The sequence below is a fragment of the Streptomyces sp. NPDC059897 genome, assembly GCF_042730865.1.
In the GTDB taxonomy this organism is placed as follows: domain Bacteria; phylum Actinomycetota; class Actinomycetes; order Streptomycetales; family Streptomycetaceae; genus Streptomyces.
Genome location: NZ_JBHWKQ010000047.1, coordinates 1 through 16702 on the forward strand (window position 1 = coordinate 1; position 16702 = coordinate 16702).

Sequence of the window (16702 nt, forward strand, 5' to 3'; positions counted from 1 at the left end):
CCGCGCCCGCCCCCCCCCCCATGTCGCCGAGACGCCCCCCCGCCCCGGGGTCCCCTCGGCCACCCGGCGGGGGGTGGGGGTGGGCGGCGCCCCCCCCCCCCCCCCCGGCCGGAGGGGTCGGCAGCCCAGTCCCACTCCGGGACGAGAGGCAGCGAGGATCCGAAGGCGGAGGCGCTGATGATCCAGCCCCTCCGGCGATTGAGGAGCGGGGTCCGGGGCGGAGCCCCGGGGGCGGGAGACAGGCGGGGTCCGGGGTCGGAGCCCCCGGTTTCGGGAAGGGGCGGGGTGGGGGAAGAGGCCTCCCCGGTCGACCGGCTGCACGCCGCATGGCTCGGGCGCGCCGTCGGGTGCCTGCTCGGGAAACCGGTCGAGAAGCTCCCCCTCGAAGGGATCCGCGCCATCGCCCGTTCCACCGGGAACTGGCCGCTGAACGACTGGTTCACCGAGGCCGGCCTGGACCCGGAGATCGCCCGGCGTCACCCCTGGAACCGCCGCAGCGCCCCCACCTCCCTCGCCGAGAACATCGACGGCATGCCGGAGGACGACGACCTCAACTACCCGCTCCTGGCTCTCCTCCTGATCCAGCGTCACGGCCCGGACTTCACCACGGACGACGTCGCCAAGCTCTGGCTCGACGAACTCCCCGCGGGCCGCACCTTCACCGCCGAACGCATCGCCTACCGCAACCTCCTCACCGGCCTCGAACCCCCGCACACGGCGACGTACAGAAACCCGTTCCGCGAGTGGATCGGCGCCCAGATCCGCGCCGACGTCTTCGGCTGGATCACCCCCGGCGACCCCCGGCACGCGGCCCGTCTCGCCCACCGGGACGCAGTTCTCACCCACACCGCGAACGGCGTCTACGGCGCCATGTTCACGGCCGCCGCCATCGCCACCGCCGCCTCGGGCACCGCCGACGTACACACGGCACTCGAATCCGGCCTGGCCGTCGTTCCCCCGTTCTCCCGCTACGCCCACGCCGTCCGCCTCGGCATCGAACTCGCCCAAGCCCACGAGGACTTCGACACCGTCGTCGACGAGCTGCACGCCGCCTACGCCGACCACCACTGGGTCCACGTCCTGCCCAACGCCGCCCTCCTCGCCGCCGCCCTCACCCACGCGGACGGCGACTTCGAGGGCTCCATCTGCCGCGCGGTGTCCGGGGGCTGGGACACCGATTCCAACGGAGCGACCGCCGGTTCGGTCGCCGGTCTGCTCGCCGGGCACCCCGACGCCCTCGGCGAGCGCTGGACCGCCCCGCTGAAGAACCGGCTCGCCACCTCGGTCGCCGGCTTCGACGGCATCGGCTTCGACGAACTGGCCCGGCTCACTCTGGAGGCCCGCACATGACGCCCACAGCTCCTCCCCCCGCAGCGCCCCAAGGCCCCCTCGCCGGCCTGCGCGTACTCGATCTCGCCACCCTCTTCGCCGGGCCGATCTGCGCCACGATGCTCGGCGACTTCGGCGCCGAGGTCATCAAGGTGGAACACCCGCGCAGGCCCGACCCGTCCCGCGGCCACGGCCCGTCGAAGGACGGCGTCGGCCTGTGGTGGAAGACGCTCGGCCGCAACAAGAAGAACCTCACCCTCGACCTGTCCTCCCCCGGCGGCCGCGAGATCCTCCTCAAACTGGTGGCGGACGCGGACGTCGTCGTCGAGAACTTCCGCCCCGGCACCCTGGAGAAGTGGCACCTCGGCTGGGACGAACTCAGCGCCGCCAACCCGCGCCTGGTCCTCGCCCGCGTCACCGGCTTCGGCCAGTTCGGCCCCTACGCCCGCCGCCCCGGATTCGGCACGCTCGCGGAGGCCATGTCCGGCTTCGCCGCGATCACCGGGCAGCCCGAAGGACCGCCCACACTCCCCCCGTTCGGCCTCGCCGACTCCATCGCCGCGCTCGCCACCTCGTACGCGATCATGACGGCGCTCCACGCACGGGGCACGACGGGCCACGGCCAGGTCGTCGACATGGCGATCATCGAGCCGATGCTGTCGATCCTCGGCCCGCAGGCCACCTGGTACGACCAGCTCGGCTACGTGCAGCCGCGCACCGGCAACCGCTCGACGAACAACGCCCCGCGCAACACCTACCGCACCAGCGACGACAAGTGGGTCGCGGTGTCGACGTCCGCGCAGTCGATCGCGGAGCGCGTGATGCACCTGGTCGGACGGCCCGAGTTCATCGACGAGGAGTGGTTCGCGACGGGCTCCGGCCGCGCGCGGCACGCCGACGAGCTGGACGCGGCGGTCGGCGGCTGGATCGCGCGGCACACCCGCGACGAGGTGGTCGCGGCCTTCGAGAAGGCGGAGGCCGCGATCGCCCCGATCTACGACGTCCGCGACGTGCTGGCCGACGAGCAGTACCGGGCGCTGGACTCCATCACCGAGCTCCCCGACCCGGACCTCGGCACGGTCAAGATGCAGAACGTCCTCTTCCGCCTCTCCGAGACCCCCGGCGCCATCCGCTGGACGGGCCGCCCGCACGGCTCGGACACCGACGAGATCCTCAGCGGTCTCGGCCTGTCGGAGGCGGCCGTCGCATCCCTGCGGGAGGCTGGTGCGGTATGAGCGCATCGCTGGACAAGACGTACCTGACCTGGCTGTACGTGCCCGGGGACCGCCCCGACGTCGTCGCCAAGGCGCTCGGCTCCGGCGCCCATGTGGTACTGGTCGACCTGGAAGACGCGGTCGCCCCCGACCGCAAGGCGTACGCGCTCGACGCCACCGTCGAACTCCTCGCCGACAAGCACAAGACACCGGTGCACGTCCGCGTCAACGCACTGGACGGTCCGCTCGCCGAACGGGAGGTGCGCCGCCTCACCCCGCTCCCCGGCCTCGACGCGCTGCGCCTGCCGAAGGTCACCGGCCCCGCCGACCTGACCCGCGTACAGGAGTGGGCGGTGGAAGTGCCGCCGCTGTACGCCCTGTTGGAGTCGGCGGCGGGCGTCGAGCACGCCTACGACATCGCCGCGCACCACGGTGTGCACGGCATCGCGCTCGGCGAGGCGGACCTGCGCGCCGACCTCGGTGTCACGGACGGTGCGGGCCTCGCGTGGGTGCGCGGCCGGGCGGTCGTGGCGGCGCGCGCGGCCCAGCTGCCGCCACCGCCGCAGTCCGTCTACCCGGACGTCCGGGACACGGCGGGCCTGGCCCGCTCCTGCGCCGAGGGGCGTGCGCTCGGCTTCCTCGGCCGTACGGCGATCCATCCCCGCCAGCTCCCGGTGATCGAGGAGGCCTTCCGCCCCACGGAGGCGGAGGTGGCGGCGGCCCGGGAGATCGTGTGCGCGGCGGCCACGGAGGCGGGCGCCCTGGCCCTACCGGACGGCCGCTTCGTCGACACGGCGGTGGTGGCGGCCGCGCGCAGAACGCTGAAGCTGGCGCAATGAAGAGGGCGCCGAACCAATCGGTTCGGCGCCCTCTGTGACGTACAGCGGAAGACCGTCAGGTCTTCTTGGCCTCGGCCCCGTCCTTGGCCACGTCCTTGGTCTCGCCCTTGCTCTCGTCCTTGCTCTCGTCCTTCGAGAGGTCGACGTCGTCCTTGGCGTCGCCGCCGCCCTCGGCCGCCGGACCGTCGGAGGCCCCCGGCTCGACGACCTCTTCGCGTCCCGGCCGCTTCTTCGCCGACACCACCATGTAGATCACGGCGAGCAGGAAGACGATCAATGCCGTCCAGCAGTTGAGCCGCAGGCCGAGGACGTGGTGCGCGTCGTCCACGCGCATGTACTCGATCCAGAACCGGCCCACGCAGTACGCCGCGACGTACAGCGCGAACGCCCGCCCGTGGCCGAGCCGCCACTTCTTGTCCGCCCAGATGACGAGCAGCGCGACACCGATGCACCACAGCGACTCGTACAGGAACGTCGGGTGGTACGTGCCCGGCACCCGCCCGTCCGTGTCCGAGGTGATCTTGAGGGCCCACGGCACGTCGGTGGCCCGGCCGTACAGCTCCTGGTTGAACCAGTTGCCCCAGCGGCCGATGGCCTGGGCGAGGGCGATGCCGGGGGCGATGGCGTCGGCGTAGGCCGGCAGCGGGACGCCGCGGCGGCGGGCCCCGATCCAGGCGCCGACCGCGCCGAGCGCGATGGCGCCCCAGATACCGAGGCCGCCCTCCCAGACCTTGAAGGCGTCCACCCAGTCACGGCCCTCGCTGAAGTACAGCTGGTAGTCCGTGATCACGTGGTAGAGGCGACCGCCGACCAGGCCGAAGGGCACCGCCCAGACGGCGATGTCGGCGACCGTGCCGGGCCGCCCGCCGCGGGCGACCCAGCGCCGGTTGCCGAGCCAGACGGCCACGAAGACGCCGATGATGATGCAGAACGCGTAGCCGCGCAGCGGGATCGGGCCGAGATAGACGACGCCGCTGGACGGGCTGGGGATGAAGGCAAGTTCCATGGCAGGTCCGACGCTACCGTGCCGGGCCGCGGGCACGGCGGGCAGCCCGGCAACGGCTGCGTAACAGCTCCGACTACTTGTTCGCGTCCTCGACCATCTTCTTGAACTTGGCCGGGGTCATGCTCTGGTCGCCGAGGATGTCCTTGCCGTTGAGCCGGACCGTCGGCGTGCCGTTGTACTTCGCGTCCTGGAACGCCTTGTACGACTTGTTCACCCAGCTGTCGTGCGTGCCCTTGTTCACACAGGACTTGAACGTGCCCGTGTCGAGGCCGCCGACCTCTCCTGCCAGCTCGATCAGCTTGTCGTTCTTCGCGAAGGCGTCGTCGGTCTCCGCGGGCTGGTTCTCGAACAGCACGTCGTGGTAGTCGCGGAACTTCCCGGCGTCCTGCGCGCAGCCCGCGGCGTTGGCCGCGCGGAGCGAGCCACTGCCCTGCATGTTCGCGTCGATCAGCGTGACGAGGTGGTAGTTGACCTTGAGCTCACCCGCGTCGGCCAGTTCGTGGATCGTCGAGCGGTAGGTGTCCTCGAAGGTCTTGCAGGCGGGGCAGCGGAAGTCCTCCCAGATCTCGAGTGTCGACTTCGCGCCCGCCTTGCCGACGGGGATCGCCAGTTCGTCCTTCCCGGCGGCGCCCTTCGGTGCGACCACGGGCCCAGAGGCCGCGTCCCCCGAACTGTCGTCACCCGAATTCGCGGCGACCACCCCGATCACCGCGGCCAGGCCGAGCACACACACCACGGCCGCGCCCACGATCAACGTCCTGCGCCGCTTCTCAGCGGTCTTCTGCTTCTGGCGCTCGGCGGCAAGGCGTTCGCGGGCCGCGCGCTTTCCCTCTCGGTTCTTCTCGCTCACACATGCGCCAACGAACCGGGAAGGCACGAGCGTGCCTCCCCGGTCCGGTTTCCATCCGTATGGGTGACGTAACTCCCTGTTACTACGGGTGGGTTCCAGCCGCTTCTAGCCCTTGTCCCGTACGCCCGCGGCGAGTTCACCGGCGAGGGCGCGCACCGCTTCGAGGCCGGCCTTCTCGTCCGGGGCGTCCAGCATCCGCTTCACGAACGCCGAGCCGACGATGACCCCGTCCGCGAAGCCCGCGACCTCCCTGGCCTGCGTCGCGTTGGAGACGCCGAGGCCCACGCAGACCGGCAGGTCGGTGGTGGCCTTGGTGCGCTCGACGAGTTCCTTGGCCTGGTTGCCGACGGACTCGCGGGTGCCGGTGACGCCCATCAGGGACGCCGCGTACACAAAGCCGGAACCGGCCGCCGTGATGGTGGCGAGGCGCGCGTCCTTGCTGCTGGGCGCGACGACGAAGACGGTCGCGAGACCGTGCTTGTCGGCGTGCTCCCGCCACACGGCGGACTCCTGCACCGGCAGGTCGGGCAGGATGCAGCCCGCGCCGCCCGCCTCGGCGAGCTCGGCGGTGAACCGCTCGATGCCGTAGCGGTCGATGGGGTTCCAGTACGTCATGACGAGGACCGGCTTGCCGGTGGCCTCGTGGGCCTCGCGGACCGTCCGCATGACGTCCTTGATCTTCAGGCCGCCGCGCAGCGCGATGTCGTCCGCGGTCTGGATGACCGGGCCGTCGAGCACCGGGTCGGAGTGCGGCAGGCCCACCTCGACCACGTCGGCGCCGCCGTCGAAGGCGGCCTTGACCGCCTCGATGCCGCCGTCGACGGTCGGGAAGCCCGCAGGCAGATAGGCGATGAGGGCGGAGCGGCCCTCGGCCTTGGCACCGGCGAGGGTGTCGTTCAGCAGCTGAATGTTCCCGCTCACTTGGCGTCTCCCTCGATCTCGGCCACCTCGGCGTCGGCGTTCGCGGCCACGGCGCCGTCGGTGCCGTACAGGCCGAAGTAGCGCGCGGCGGTGTCCATGTCCTTGTCGCCGCGCCCGGACAGGTTGATGATGATCAGCCCGTCCTTGCCCAGCTCCTTGCCGACGTCGAGCGCGCCCGCGAGGGCGTGTGCCGACTCGATGGCCGGGATGATGCCCTCGGTCTGCGACAGCAGGCGCAGGGCCTGCATCGCGGCGTCGTCCGTGACCGCGCGGTACTCGCCGCGGCCCGAGTCCTTGAGGTAGGCGTGCTCCGGGCCGATGCCCGGGTAGTCGAGGCCCGCCGAGATCGAGTACGGCTCGGTGATCTGGCCCTCCTCGTCCTGGAGGACGTAGGAGCGGGAGCCGTGCAGGATGCCGGGCTCGCCCGCGCTGAGCGTCGCCGCGTGCTCGCCGGTCTCGATGCCGTGCCCGGCCGGCTCGCAGCCGATCAGGCGGACGTCGGCGTCCGGGATGAACGCGTGGAACAGGCCGATGGCGTTGGAGCCGCCGCCGACGCAGGCGATCGCGGCGTCCGGGAGCCGTCCGACGCGCTCCAGGATCTGGCGGCGCGCCTCGACGCCGATGACCCGGTGGAAGTCGCGGACCATGGCCGGGAACGGGTGCGGGCCCGCGACCGTGCCGAACAGGTAGTGGGTGTTGTCGACGTTGGCGACCCAGTCGCGGAACGCCTCGTTGATGGCGTCCTTGAGGGTGCGGGAGCCGGACTTCACGGCCTCGACCTCGGCGCCGAGCATCCGCATCCGGGCCACGTTCAGGGCCTGGCGCTCGGTGTCGATCTCGCCCATGTAGATCTTGCACTCGAGGCCGAGCAGCGCGCAGGCGGTGGCCGTCGCGACGCCGTGCTGGCCCGCGCCGGTCTCCGCGATGACGCGGGTCTTGCCCATCCGCTTCGTGAGCAGGGCCTGGCCGAGCACGTTGTTGATCTTGTGCGAGCCGGTGTGGTTCAGGTCCTCACGCTTGAGGAAGACGCGGGCGCCACCGGCGTGCTCGGCGAACCGGGGCACCTCGGTGAGGGCCGACGGGCGGCCCGTGTAGTGGACGAGCAGGTCGTCGAGCTCCGCGGCGAAGGCCGGGTCGTTCTTGGCCTTGTCGTACTCGACGGCGACCTCGTCCACGGCGGCGACGAGCGCCTCCGGGATGAACTTGCCGCCGAACGCGCCGAAGTAGCCCTCGGCGCTGGGGATGTGACCCTCCGGGTCAGGGATGAAGTAGTCGCTGGGCATGGGTGTACCTCACGGGTTTAGGTGTGTGATCACTAAAGGCCGTGGGGCGTGGGGAGTTACGCGGGTGACGGTTGCCCGTGGTTTGTGCGCAGTTCCTCGCGCCCCTTGTCAGGGGCGCTCTGCCATCGCATTCCGTTGATCTGGCCCGGTTCCGCGCCGATGTGGTAGCGGACCCGGCGGCCGCGGACACGCCTCGCCGGCGCGCGGCAGCCGCGGGGGCGGCAGCCGGGGGCGAGGCGGGCGGCGATGGGCATGGCGGTGAGTTTACCGTCCGTGACGCAGGGCCGGGTGGGCGCCCGCCGCGACGAGGTCGGCGACCGCGGACTTCGGGTCGCGGCCGGTGACCAGGGACTCGCCGACGAGGACGGCGTCCGCGCCCGCGTTGGCGTACGCGATCAGGTCGTGCGGGCCGCGCACGCCGGACTCGGCGACCTTGACGATGTGGTCCGGGATGTCCGGGGCGACGCGCTCGAAGACGCCGCGGTCGACCGAAAGGTCCTTGAGGTTGCGGGTGTTGATGCCGATGACCTTGGCCCCGGCGTCGACCGCGCGCTCCACCTCGTCCTCGTCGTGCGCCTCGACGAGCGGCGTGAGGCCGATGGACACGGCGCGCTCGATGAGGGACTCCAGGGCGGGCTGCTCCAGGGCCGCGACGATCAGCAGCGCGAGGTCGGCGCCGTACGCGCGGGCCTCCCACAGCTGGTACGACGTGACGATGAAGTCCTTGCGCAGGACCGGGATGTCGACCTTGGCGCGGACGGCCTCCAGGTCGGCGAGCGAGCCGCCGAAGCGGCGCTGCTCGGTGAGGACGGAGATGACGGACGCGCCGCCCGCCTCGTAGTCGGCGGCGAGGGCGGCCGGGTCGGCGATCGCGGCGAGCGCGCCCTTGGAGGGGCTGGACCGCTTGACCTCGCAGATCACCTTGACGCCGTCGCCCTTGAGCGCGGCGACCCCGTCCTTGGCCGGGCGAGCCTGCTCCGCGCGCTCCTTGAGCTCGTCGAGGCTGACGCGCGCCTGCCGCTCCGCAAGGTCGGCACGGACTCCGTCGATGATCTCGTCGAGCACACTCACGCGAGCGGACTCCTTTCCGGGCATCCCCTGGGTGTTCATCTGGTCCTTGTGAATGGTATCCGTCGAAGGGCGAAGGTCCCGCATCCGGTTGACGTCGGTCCCACTACCTGGACAGATGCAGTTGATCAAGGGCTTAGGAAGCCACCGAACGGCAGGTTCCGGACAACGGTGAAGGCGAGCACGACCCCGCCGAGCACCCACAGCTGTACGCGGCCGAGCGCGAGGCTGACCGGCCTGCCGCGGGCCGCCCGCACCGCCCACACGGTCCACACCACGGCGAACAGGGCGTAGCCGACGACGGCGAGGGCGTTGGCGCCGAGCGCGCCCGTGAGGTCCCCGTGCGCGACCGCGTGGGCGCTGCGCAGGCCGCCGCAGCCGGGGCAGAAGGCGCCGGTGAGCTGGAGGAAGGGGCAGGCCGGGTAGTGGCCCGGTTCGTTCGGGTCGACGGCGCCCACATAGGTGAAGGCGAGGGCGACCCCGCCCAGCACGCCGAGCGGGACCGCGAGGCGGCGCAGGGCGCCGGAGCGGGCGGGGGCGGTGTCCACGCCGGGGTCGGCGTCGGTGTCGGTCGTCTCCACGGTCACCCGTGAATTCTGCATCCGCGGGGCCCGGACCGCTCCCCGGGAAACACGAAAGGGGCGGTGCAGCCGGTCGGTCGGCCGCTTCGCCCCTCTCGCGGGTCCTACTGTACGAGGACTCAGGCCTCCGAGCCCGCGGGCCGGGCCGCGCCGGTGGACTTGAGCTGCAGCTCGGCACGCTTGGGCTTGCCCATGCCCATGGCGCTCATCAGGCCGCCGACGACCGCGGCGATCGCCAGGAGGGCCATGCCGGCCCAGAAACCGGCGACGTTGCCCATCACCATGAAGGCGCCCGCGACACAGAAACCGATGAAGGCGATGATGACACCGGTCCAGGCGGCCGGGGTGTGTCCGTGGCTGCTGTCCGCCATGGCTTGCTCCTCGTTGCTTATGGCCTATGCGTACGCATGACGTACGACGTTCCTGTCTATTGTCCCGTACTCGCGTACGAGCCCGGGACGCGGGGTCCGGAGGCTATGCGCCGGTCGGGTCCTCGCCGCGGTCGAGGGCCTTCCACAGCTCCTCGGGGCGGTCCGGGTCCACGGCCTTGCGGCGGGGCCGCGGGGCGCCCGAGCGCTCGTAGCGGCCGCCCATCGAAGGCCAGGCGGCGCCGTAGACCACGGCGAGGATGCCGGCGATCAGGATGAGCGCGCCGCCTGCCGCGGAGACCCAGGGCCATGCGGTGCTGCTGAGCGCGTGGATGGTGGCGGAGGCGTCTCCGGCGGCCTGCGCCGCCTTCTCGTCGAGCGCGGCGCTGTCGCCCGCGCCGAGCACGGCGGCGGCGACCGCGCCCGCCCCGCTGAGCGTGAGCAGGAGGGCGACCAGGACGCGGCCGACCTTGCGGACCGCGAACACGGCGACGAGCGCGGCGAGCCCCACTATGGCGAGGGCCGCGGGGACGCCCGTGACGTCGCTGCCCTTGGCGGTCAGCGGCAGCTTGCCGCCGGCGACCGCGGCGATACCGGAGCACCACTCCTGCCGGGAGGCGAGCAGGGCGATCGCGGCTCCCGCGGCCCCGCAGAGCAGGGCGACGGCGAGGCTGCGCCGGCCGTTCGGCGAGGAAGCGGCCGGCTCGGCCGACTCGGCGGCATCGGTACGGGGGTGCGGTACAGCAGTCACGTACTCCACTATCGCCCCTGTGCGCGGGTTTGCGTGAGCCGGGGCCCGGAGTCGTGCGTCACGTCACAGGGCGCTTTGCCTCACATCCGGTTCGCGGTGTGCACGGCGCGCAGTACGGCCGCCGCCTTGTTGCGGCACTCGGTGTCCTCGGCGACCGGGTCGGAGTCGGCGACGACGCCCGCGCCCGCCTGCACGTACGCGGTGCCCTCGCGGAGCAGCGCGGTGCGGATCGCGATGGCGGTGTCCGAGTCCCCGGCGAAGTCGAGGTAGCCGACGCAGCCGCCGTAGACGCCGCGGCGCGAGGGCTCCAGCTCGTCGATGATCTGCAGGGCGCGCGGCTTCGGGGCGCCGGAGAGGGTGCCCGCGGGGAAGCAGGAGGTCAGCACGTCGAAGGCGGTGTGGCCCTCGGCGACCTGCCCGGTCACCGTCGACACGATGTGCATGACGTGCGAGTACTTCTCGATGTTCATGAAGTCGACGACCTCGACGGAGCCGGGCTCGCAGACCCGCCCCAGGTCGTTGCGCCCGAGGTCGACGAGCATCAGGTGCTCGGCCCGCTCCTTGGGGTCGCCGAGCAGCTCCTCGGCGAGGTCGTGGTCCTCCTGCGGCGTCGCGCCGCGCGGCCGGGTCCCGGCGATGGGGTGCACCATGGCGCGCCCGTCCTCGACCTTGACGAGTGCCTCGGGCGAGGAGCCGACGACGTCGAACCCGTCGAAGCGGAACAGGTACATGTACGGGGACGGGTTCGTGGCCCGCAGCACCCGGTAGACGTCCAACGCGCTTGCGGTGCAAGGGGTTTCGAAGCGCTGCGAGGGGACGACCTGGAAGGCCTCGCCCGCCCGGATCCGCTCCTTGATGTCCTCGACGGCATCCTGGTACTGCTTGCCGCCCCACAGCGCCGTGACTGTGCCATTTTCAAACGGCGGCTCGGACGGCGGAAGCGCGGTCGGGGCCGTCTCGACCGGCTTCGCGAGGTCGGACTCCATGGCGTCGAGACGGGCGACGGCGTCGGCGTACGCCTCGTCGACGCCGGTCTCCAGGTCGTTGTGGTTGATCGCGTTGGCGATCAGCAGCACCGAGCCGTCCCAGTGGTCGAGCACGGCCAGGTCGCTGGTGAGCAGCATCGTCAGCTCGGGCAGCTTGAGGTCGTCGCGCTCCCCCGGGCCGACCTTCTCCAGGCGGCGCACGATGTCGTAGCCGAGATAGCCGACCATGCCGCCGGTGAACGGGGGCAGGCCCTCGTAGCGCGGGGTGTGCAGGGTCTGCACGGTGGCGCGCAGGGCGGCGAGCGGGTCGCCGTCGACCGGGACGCCGACGGGCGGCGTGCCGAGCCAGTGGGCCTGCCCGTCGCGCTCGGTCAGGGTGCCGGCCGAGCGGACGCCGACGAACGAATAGCGGGACCAGGAGCGGCCGTTCTCCGCGGACTCCAGGAGGAACGTGCCGGGTCGCTCGGCGGCGAGCTTGCGGTACAGGCCGACGGGCGTGTCGCCGTCCGCGAGGAGCTTGCGGCTGACGGGGATCACTCGGCGGTCGGTCGCGAGCTTGCGGAAGGTCTCGAGGTCCATGGCAGGAGCCTACTTCCGTAAGGGGGACGCCCCGCGCGCCTGGTCGAGGGGTGGACGGCGCCCCGCTAGAAGGGAGCGGTGACGAAGACCAAGAGCCACCGCACCCCCCGTACGACGAGCGCCCTGTCCGGGGTCGCCCTCGCCGCCGTCGCCGTGACCGTGCTGACCGGCGCCGCGCCCGCCCCCGCCTCCGACGACTGGGCCGCGCCCGCCCCGCGCGACGTCGAGGCGCGGGTCGAGGCCGCGGGCCTGAAGATGCTCGACTCCGAGAAGCTGACCATGCACATCCACCCCCACCTCACCGTGTACGCGGGCGGCCGCCAGGTGACCGTCCCCGCGGACATCGGCATCGACCGCTCGGGCGGGAAGCCCCGCTTCAGCCCGCTGCACACGCACGACACCAGCGGCACCGTGCACGTGGAGTCGGCCCAGTGGAAGGACTTCACGCTCGGGCAGTTCCTCACGGAGTGGGGCGTGCGCCCCGAGTGCCGGGCGGAGGTCGACGGGGCGCCGGTGGCCGGGGACCCGGCCCGGATCGTCTTCCAGGACCGTCAGGAGATCACGCTGCGCTGTCGCTGACCGGCAGCTCGTCGCGGTCGAAGCAGGTCCGGGCGCCGGTGTGGCAGGCGGCGCCCACCTGGTCGACCTTCACGAGCACGGTGTCGGCGTCGCAGTCGAGGGCGACCGACTTCACGTGCTGGAAGTGGCCCGAGGTGTCGCCCTTGACCCAGTACTCCTGGCGGCTGCGCGACCAGTACGTGCAGCGGCCCGTGGTCAGGGTGCGGTGCAGCGCCTCGTCGTCCATCCAGCCGAGCATGAGCACCTCGCCGGTGTCGTACTGCTGGGCGATGGCGGGCACCAAGCCGTCGGCGCTCCGCTTGAGGCGGGCGGCGACGGCCGGGTCGAGGCTGCTGCTGGGTACTGGCGCACTGGTCATACGGACCATTGTGCCGCGCCGAGTCGCACGTCCACTGTCCGGTGCGGCGCGGCCGGTCGTAGGCTGGCGGCATGTCGACCCATGCCAAGCGTGAACGACTTCTGCTCGCCGATCTGTTGGAGGCGTCGGGCCCGGACGCCCCCACGCTGTGTGAGGGCTGGAACACCCGGGACCTCGCGGCGCACGTGGTGGTGCGCGAGCGCCGCCCGGACGCCGCGGGCGGCCTCCTCGTCAAACAGCTCGCGTCGCGCCTCGAGCGGGTGCAGGCCGAGTTCGCGGAGAAGCCGTACGAGGAGCTGATCCAGCTGATCCGGACGGGGCCGCCGCGGTTCTCGCCGTTCTCCCTCAAGCAGATCGACGAGGCGTCGAACGCGATCGAGTTCTATGTCCACACCGAGGACGTCCGCCGCGCGCAGCCCGACTGGACGCCGCGCGAGCTCGACCCGGTCTTCGCCGACGTCCTGTGGTCGCGCCTGGAGCGGATGGCGCGGGTGATGGGCCGCAAGGCGCCCGTCGGCCTGGTGCTGCGCCGCCCGGACGGCCAGACGGCGGTGGCGCACCGCGGTACCCCCGTGGTCACGGTCACGGGCGCGCCCTCGGAGCTGGTGATGTTCGCGTTCGGCCGGCAGGAGGCGGCGGACGTGGAGATGGACGGCGAGAAGTCGGCGGTCGAGCGGCTCACGGAGACGAAGGCGCTGGGGCTCTGACCGCCTGAGGCGCCGTCCGGTACGCGCTGAGGGCCAGCCCCAGCTCGACGAGGTCGGTGGGGCGGGCGAGGCTGCGCCCCGTGAGTTGCTCGCAGCGGCGCAGCCGGTTCAGGACCGTGTTGCGGTGGCAGTAGAGGCGGGCGGCGGCGCGCTGCGCGGAGCCGTCGCAGTCCAGCCAGGCCGTCAGGGTGTCGAGCAGCAGGGTCCGGTCGGCCGGCGGCAGGGCGAGCAGCGGGCCGAGCACGCGGTCGGTGAGGAGCCGGCCGAGCGCGGGCGCGGCGGCGACGAGCGCGGCGGGCAGCTGCTCGTCCAGGAGGACGGTGCCGCCGTCCTGCGGGCAGATGCGCAGCGCGGTCTCGGCGAACCGCCGGGCGCCGCCCACCGCGGCGAGCCCTTCGACGGCGGGGCTGACGCCGACCCGCAGTCCGGGCTTGCGCGCGCAGAACTCCCTTACGGCCGCGGCGAGTTGATCCACATCCAGCCCCTCGATGCCGACGATGGCGCGCTCGGCATCGGCGGCGGTGTGCCACACGACTCGCGCGCCGTGCGGCAGGGCGGGCCGCGCGGCGCCCCGGCCGCCGCCGACGGCGACCAGCACCGCGTACCGGCCGCTCTCCGGCAGGTCGAGCGCGGTGGCGGCGTCCGGCAGGTCGGCGATGCGGAGCGCGCCGTCGAGGAGGGCGGCGGCCATGAGGCGGCGCCGGTTCTCGCGCCGCCAGGTGAGCTCGCGCTCGGCGCGCCGGTAGGACTCGGCGACGTGCGTGCAGTGCTCGTCGACGAAGTTCCACACGTCGACGGCGAGGTGCACCAGCAGGTGTGCGTCCTCGGGGTGTCGCAGGGTGACCTCGTCGACGAGGGCCTGCCAGACCAGGGCGCCGCCGAGCCGGAAGGCGTGCGACACGGCGTCGAGCGGGAAGCCGCGGGCCGCGCGGTCGGCGCCGATCCGGGCGGAGCAGGCGCGGGCGGCGTCCCGGTTGCGCGGCGGGTCGAGCAGTGAGGCGACGCTGTGCCGGAGTGAGCGCTGGATCTCCGCGCGTACGTCGCCGGGGTCGGCCTCGATGGCGGCGCGGTAGGCCGGCTCCTGCTCGTACAGCTCGTCCGTCAACCGGTCGGTGAGCGCGGGGAGTTGACCGAGGAGCGGCCGCGCGGCACGCCTCAGTACGGCGACCGCGTCCGAAGCGGCGCCGGCCCGTGCGTGCGGTCGGGGATGTACGAGATGCGCGGGCATGGCGGTCCTCCACGGCTCGGCTCACGAGTCCGCAGAATGACATACCGTCTGGTCGGTCTCCAGCCCTCGGAGGAAACGAGCAGGTCACCGTGTGATGACGGCTCAGGGCTCGGTGCGGTCCACCAGGCGGGCCAGTTCGACGCGGGAGCGGATGCCGAGCCGGTCGAAGACGTTGCGCAGGTGGTGGTCCACCGTGCGGGGGCTCACCGAGAGGCGGCGGGCGACCTCGCGGTTGGTGTCGCCCTTCGCGACGCGGCGGGCGATGCGCAACTGCTGGGGCGTCAGCTCGGCCAGCCTGCCCGGCGGTTCACCTGCCGCCGACTCGCCCGTGGCGCGCAGTTCGGCGCCCGCCTGCGCCGCCCAGACCGTCGCGCCGCACCGTTCGAAGGCCACCAGGGCGTCCCGCAGCACCGTGCGGGCCCGCGCCGGGCGCCGGGTGCGGCGCAGCCACTTGCCGTAGAGGGCGAGGGTGCGGGCCCGCTCGAAGTCGCCGCCCGCCCGCTCGTGCCGGGCCAGGGACTCCTCGAAGCGGGACTCGGCCGTAGCCGGGTCGCCGGTCGCCAACAGGGCTCGGCAGCGCGCGAGTTGGGCGGGGGCGAGCGGGTCGTGGCCGCGCTCCACCCAGACCGTGAACGCGGCGACCGCGGCCTCGGCCCCGCCCGGTTCGCCCGCGAGCACCGCCGCCTCCACCAGGCAGGGCACGGCCAGCATCCGGATGCCGAAGTGCCCCCGGCGGGGTCCCGGGCCGACGAGCGGACCGAGCCGGGCGGCGGCCCGCGCCACGTCGCCGCGTGCCAGGTCGGCGCGGGCCAGGGCCCATTGGGCGAGCGTCGCGGCCTGTACGAGCCCGTGCCGGTCGGCGACGTGCTGCGCGGCGGCGGCGTGCCGGGCGACGGTGTCGACGTCGCGGTCGAGCGAGGCGACGAGGGCGAGGACGGCGTGCTGGTGCGCGAGCACATTGCGCTGCCCCGCCGCGAGCGCGGCCCGGACCCCTTCCTCGGCGTGGGCGCGGGCGCGGACGTGCCGACCGGAGCGCAGCTCACCGTAGGCGAGCAGTTCCAGGGCGCGCGGGAGTTCGGCGTCCGCGTCCCGGTCCCGCGCGGCGGCGAGGGCCCGGCTGCCGAGGCGGCAGGCCGCCTCCACGTCTCCGGCCACGAGCGCTGCGGCCCCGGCCCGCAGCAGCACCGACGGCTCCCGCTCCCCGGCGGACCGCGCCACGACCCGCCGCAGCGCGACCCGCCCCACCCCGGCGCGCGCCCCGAGGGACGCGGCCATGCCGACCCTGTAGTCGAAAGCGGTGAGCGCGGAGTCCGCCGGACGCCCCCGCCCGCCGTGCTCGACCGCCGCCCGGTACCCCTGCGTGTCCCCCAGCGCCCAGGCCGCCTCCGCCGCGCCGAGGCGCGCTTCCAGGGCGGCCGGTTCGGCGCACAGGCGGGCCGCCAGCAGGAGCGACTCACGGGCGTCCGCCACCGGCCCGTCCCGCAGCGCCAGCAGGCCGCGGACCAGCGCGGCACGGCCGCGTACGAGGTCGGAGCCGGCCACGTCGCCGACCTGGCCGAGGAGCTCGCGCGCCCGGTGCGGGCGGCCCGCCAGGCGCGCGTGGTCCGCCGCCGCGACCAGGCGCTCGGCACGGACCGCCGGGTCGTCGGCGAGGCCTGCCGCATGGGCGAGGGCCGTGCAGCGTTCTCCGTGGGGCGCGTCCTGTGCCGCGGCCAGTTCCGCGCCGAGGGCCGGGTCCGGGTAGGCGGCACTGAGCGAGCGGTGGAGGAGGCCCGCCGAGCGCTGCCGCTCCCCCGTCGCCGCGGCGGCGAGCAGCCGGTGCGCGGCCCTGCGCTGATCCGGGGCCACGGCCTCGTACAGCCTGCGCCGCCCCGGCAGCCGCAGCCGGCCGTCGGGGCCGCGGCTCAGGCCCGCCCGCTCGGCGGCGTCGAGCGCGTCCGCGCCGAGCCCGGCCGCCGCGGCGGCCCGCAGCACGAGCCCCGCGTCGACGCCCGCCCCCTCGGGGTCGGCCTCGTACGCGGCGGCGGCAAGCAACAGGACGGTTCTTCCGCTCAC

Annotated in this window: 18 protein-coding genes; 5 read left to right on the forward strand and 13 right to left on the reverse strand. The window is 73.4% G+C overall.

The window, feature by feature from the left end; all coding sequences use genetic code 11:
• From ACFV9W_RS33420 to ACFV9W_RS33430, 3 genes are all read left to right on the forward strand, one after another.
• A partial coding sequence (locus ACFV9W_RS33420; protein ID WP_385768748.1) for an ADP-ribosylglycohydrolase family protein occupies positions 1-1350 on the forward strand: 1350 nt, incomplete at its 5' end.
• Positions 1347-2564, forward strand: coding sequence for a CaiB/BaiF CoA transferase family protein (locus ACFV9W_RS33425; protein ID WP_385768750.1), 1218 nt, complete (start codon positions 1347-1349; stop codon positions 2562-2564). The genes ACFV9W_RS33420 and ACFV9W_RS33425, both read left to right, overlap by 4 nt.
• On the forward strand, positions 2561-3382 hold the full coding sequence (locus tag ACFV9W_RS33430) for an HpcH/HpaI aldolase/citrate lyase family protein (protein ID WP_385768752.1): 822 nt from the start codon (positions 2561-2563) through the stop codon (positions 3380-3382). Before ACFV9W_RS33425 ends, ACFV9W_RS33430 begins: the two co-directional genes overlap by 4 nt.
• 55 nt (positions 3383-3437) lie before the next feature.
• Here the strand turns inward: ACFV9W_RS33430 and lgt are convergent, their stop codons facing one another.
• The 10 genes from lgt to ACFV9W_RS33480 all read right to left on the reverse strand — a co-directional run bounded on the left by lgt (position 3438) and on the right by ACFV9W_RS33480 (position 11775).
• Positions 3438-4388, reverse strand: a complete 951-nt coding sequence (gene lgt / locus ACFV9W_RS33435; RefSeq protein ID WP_385768754.1) for a prolipoprotein diacylglyceryl transferase — start codon at positions 4386-4388, stop codon at positions 3438-3440.
• A gap of 73 nt (positions 4389-4461) precedes the next feature.
• Positions 4462-5238 (reverse strand): thioredoxin domain-containing protein, encoded by a 777-nt coding sequence (locus ACFV9W_RS33440; RefSeq protein ID WP_385768755.1) that lies wholly within the window; start codon positions 5236-5238, stop codon positions 4462-4464.
• A gap of 105 nt (positions 5239-5343) precedes the next feature.
• The gene (trpA, locus tag ACFV9W_RS33445) at positions 5344-6159 is read right to left on the reverse strand and encodes a tryptophan synthase subunit alpha (protein WP_385768757.1); all 816 of its coding nucleotides are present in this window, start codon (positions 6157-6159) and stop codon (positions 5344-5346) included.
• Positions 6156-7442 (reverse strand): tryptophan synthase subunit beta, encoded by a 1287-nt coding sequence (gene trpB / locus ACFV9W_RS33450; RefSeq protein WP_385768759.1) that lies wholly within the window; start codon positions 7440-7442, stop codon positions 6156-6158. Before trpB ends, trpA begins: the two co-directional genes overlap by 4 nt.
• 56 nt (positions 7443-7498) lie before the next feature.
• A complete protein-coding gene (gene trpM, locus ACFV9W_RS33455) occupies positions 7499-7696 on the reverse strand; it encodes a tryptophan biosynthesis modulator TrpM (protein WP_385768761.1) in 198 nt (65 codons plus the stop codon).
• A 10-nt stretch (positions 7697-7706) separates the two neighbouring features.
• The gene (trpC, locus tag ACFV9W_RS33460; protein ID WP_385768763.1) at positions 7707-8513 is read right to left on the reverse strand and encodes an indole-3-glycerol phosphate synthase TrpC; all 807 of its coding nucleotides are present in this window, start codon (positions 8511-8513) and stop codon (positions 7707-7709) included.
• Between the two features lie 125 nt (positions 8514-8638).
• A complete protein-coding gene (locus ACFV9W_RS33465; protein WP_385768765.1) occupies positions 8639-9112 on the reverse strand; it encodes a DUF2752 domain-containing protein in 474 nt (157 codons plus the stop codon).
• Positions 9113-9210: 98 nt separating this feature from the next.
• Complete coding sequence (locus ACFV9W_RS33470) at positions 9211-9462, reverse strand: HGxxPAAW family protein (RefSeq protein WP_385768766.1); 252 nt, start codon at positions 9460-9462, stop codon at positions 9211-9213.
• Positions 9463-9565: 103 nt separating this feature from the next.
• A complete protein-coding gene (locus ACFV9W_RS33475; RefSeq protein WP_385768768.1) occupies positions 9566-10219 on the reverse strand; it encodes a TIGR02234 family membrane protein in 654 nt (217 codons plus the stop codon).
• A gap of 71 nt (positions 10220-10290) precedes the next feature.
• Entirely contained in the window at positions 10291-11775 is a 1485-nt protein-coding gene (locus ACFV9W_RS33480) for an anthranilate synthase component I (RefSeq protein ID WP_385768770.1), read from the reverse strand.
• 78 nt (positions 11776-11853) lie between these two features.
• Between ACFV9W_RS33480 and ACFV9W_RS33485 the strand changes: the two genes are divergently transcribed.
• Entirely contained in the window at positions 11854-12354 is a 501-nt protein-coding gene (locus tag ACFV9W_RS33485; protein WP_385768772.1) for a hypothetical protein, read from the forward strand.
• Here ACFV9W_RS33485 and hisI read toward each other — a convergent pair.
• On the reverse strand, positions 12335-12712 hold the full coding sequence (hisI, locus tag ACFV9W_RS33490) for a phosphoribosyl-AMP cyclohydrolase (protein ID WP_385768774.1): 378 nt from the start codon (positions 12710-12712) through the stop codon (positions 12335-12337). The genes ACFV9W_RS33485 and hisI overlap by 20 nt on opposite strands.
• A gap of 71 nt (positions 12713-12783) precedes the next feature.
• Between hisI and ACFV9W_RS33495 the strand changes: the two genes are divergently transcribed.
• Positions 12784-13419, forward strand: coding sequence for a TIGR03085 family metal-binding protein (locus ACFV9W_RS33495; RefSeq protein WP_385768776.1), 636 nt, complete (start codon positions 12784-12786; stop codon positions 13417-13419).
• Here ACFV9W_RS33495 and ACFV9W_RS33500 read toward each other — a convergent pair.
• The gene (locus ACFV9W_RS33500; RefSeq protein WP_385768778.1) at positions 13391-14647 is read right to left on the reverse strand and encodes a PucR family transcriptional regulator; all 1257 of its coding nucleotides are present in this window, start codon (positions 14645-14647) and stop codon (positions 13391-13393) included. The two genes, ACFV9W_RS33495 and ACFV9W_RS33500, sit on opposite strands and share 29 nt — an antisense overlap.
• Positions 14648-14749: 102 nt before the next feature.
• The gene (locus tag ACFV9W_RS33505) at positions 14750-16702 is read right to left on the reverse strand and encodes a LuxR C-terminal-related transcriptional regulator (RefSeq protein WP_385768780.1); all 1953 of its coding nucleotides are present in this window, start codon (positions 16700-16702) and stop codon (positions 14750-14752) included.

What these genes read in the sequence shown, in the direction of transcription:
- ACFV9W_RS33425 (WP_385768750.1), top strand. Translation starts at nt 1,347, where the DNA reads ATGACGCCCACAGCTCCTCCCCCCGCAGCGCCCCAAGGCCCCCTCGCC.
- trpM (WP_385768761.1), bottom strand. Translation starts at nt 7,696, where the DNA reads ATGCCCATCGCCGCCCGCCTCGCCCCCGGCTGCCGCCCCCGCGGCTGC.
- ACFV9W_RS33500 (WP_385768778.1), bottom strand. Translation starts at nt 14,647, where the DNA reads ATGCCCGCGCATCTCGTACATCCCCGACCGCACGCACGGGCCGGCGCC.
- lgt (WP_385768754.1), bottom strand. Translation starts at nt 4,388, where the DNA reads ATGGAACTTGCCTTCATCCCCAGCCCGTCCAGCGGCGTCGTCTATCTC.
- ACFV9W_RS33465 (WP_385768765.1), bottom strand. Translation starts at nt 9,112, where the DNA reads ATGCAGAATTCACGGGTGACCGTGGAGACGACCGACACCGACGCCGAC.
- hisI (WP_385768774.1), bottom strand. Translation starts at nt 12,712, where the DNA reads ATGACCAGTGCGCCAGTACCCAGCAGCAGCCTCGACCCGGCCGTCGCC.
- ACFV9W_RS33480 (WP_385768770.1), bottom strand. Translation starts at nt 11,775, where the DNA reads ATGGACCTCGAGACCTTCCGCAAGCTCGCGACCGACCGCCGAGTGATC.
- ACFV9W_RS33470 (WP_385768766.1), bottom strand. Translation starts at nt 9,462, where the DNA reads ATGGCGGACAGCAGCCACGGACACACCCCGGCCGCCTGGACCGGTGTC.
- ACFV9W_RS33495 (WP_385768776.1), top strand. Translation starts at nt 12,784, where the DNA reads ATGTCGACCCATGCCAAGCGTGAACGACTTCTGCTCGCCGATCTGTTG.
- trpB (WP_385768759.1), bottom strand. Translation starts at nt 7,442, where the DNA reads ATGCCCAGCGACTACTTCATCCCTGACCCGGAGGGTCACATCCCCAGC.
- ACFV9W_RS33430 (WP_385768752.1), top strand. Translation starts at nt 2,561, where the DNA reads ATGAGCGCATCGCTGGACAAGACGTACCTGACCTGGCTGTACGTGCCC.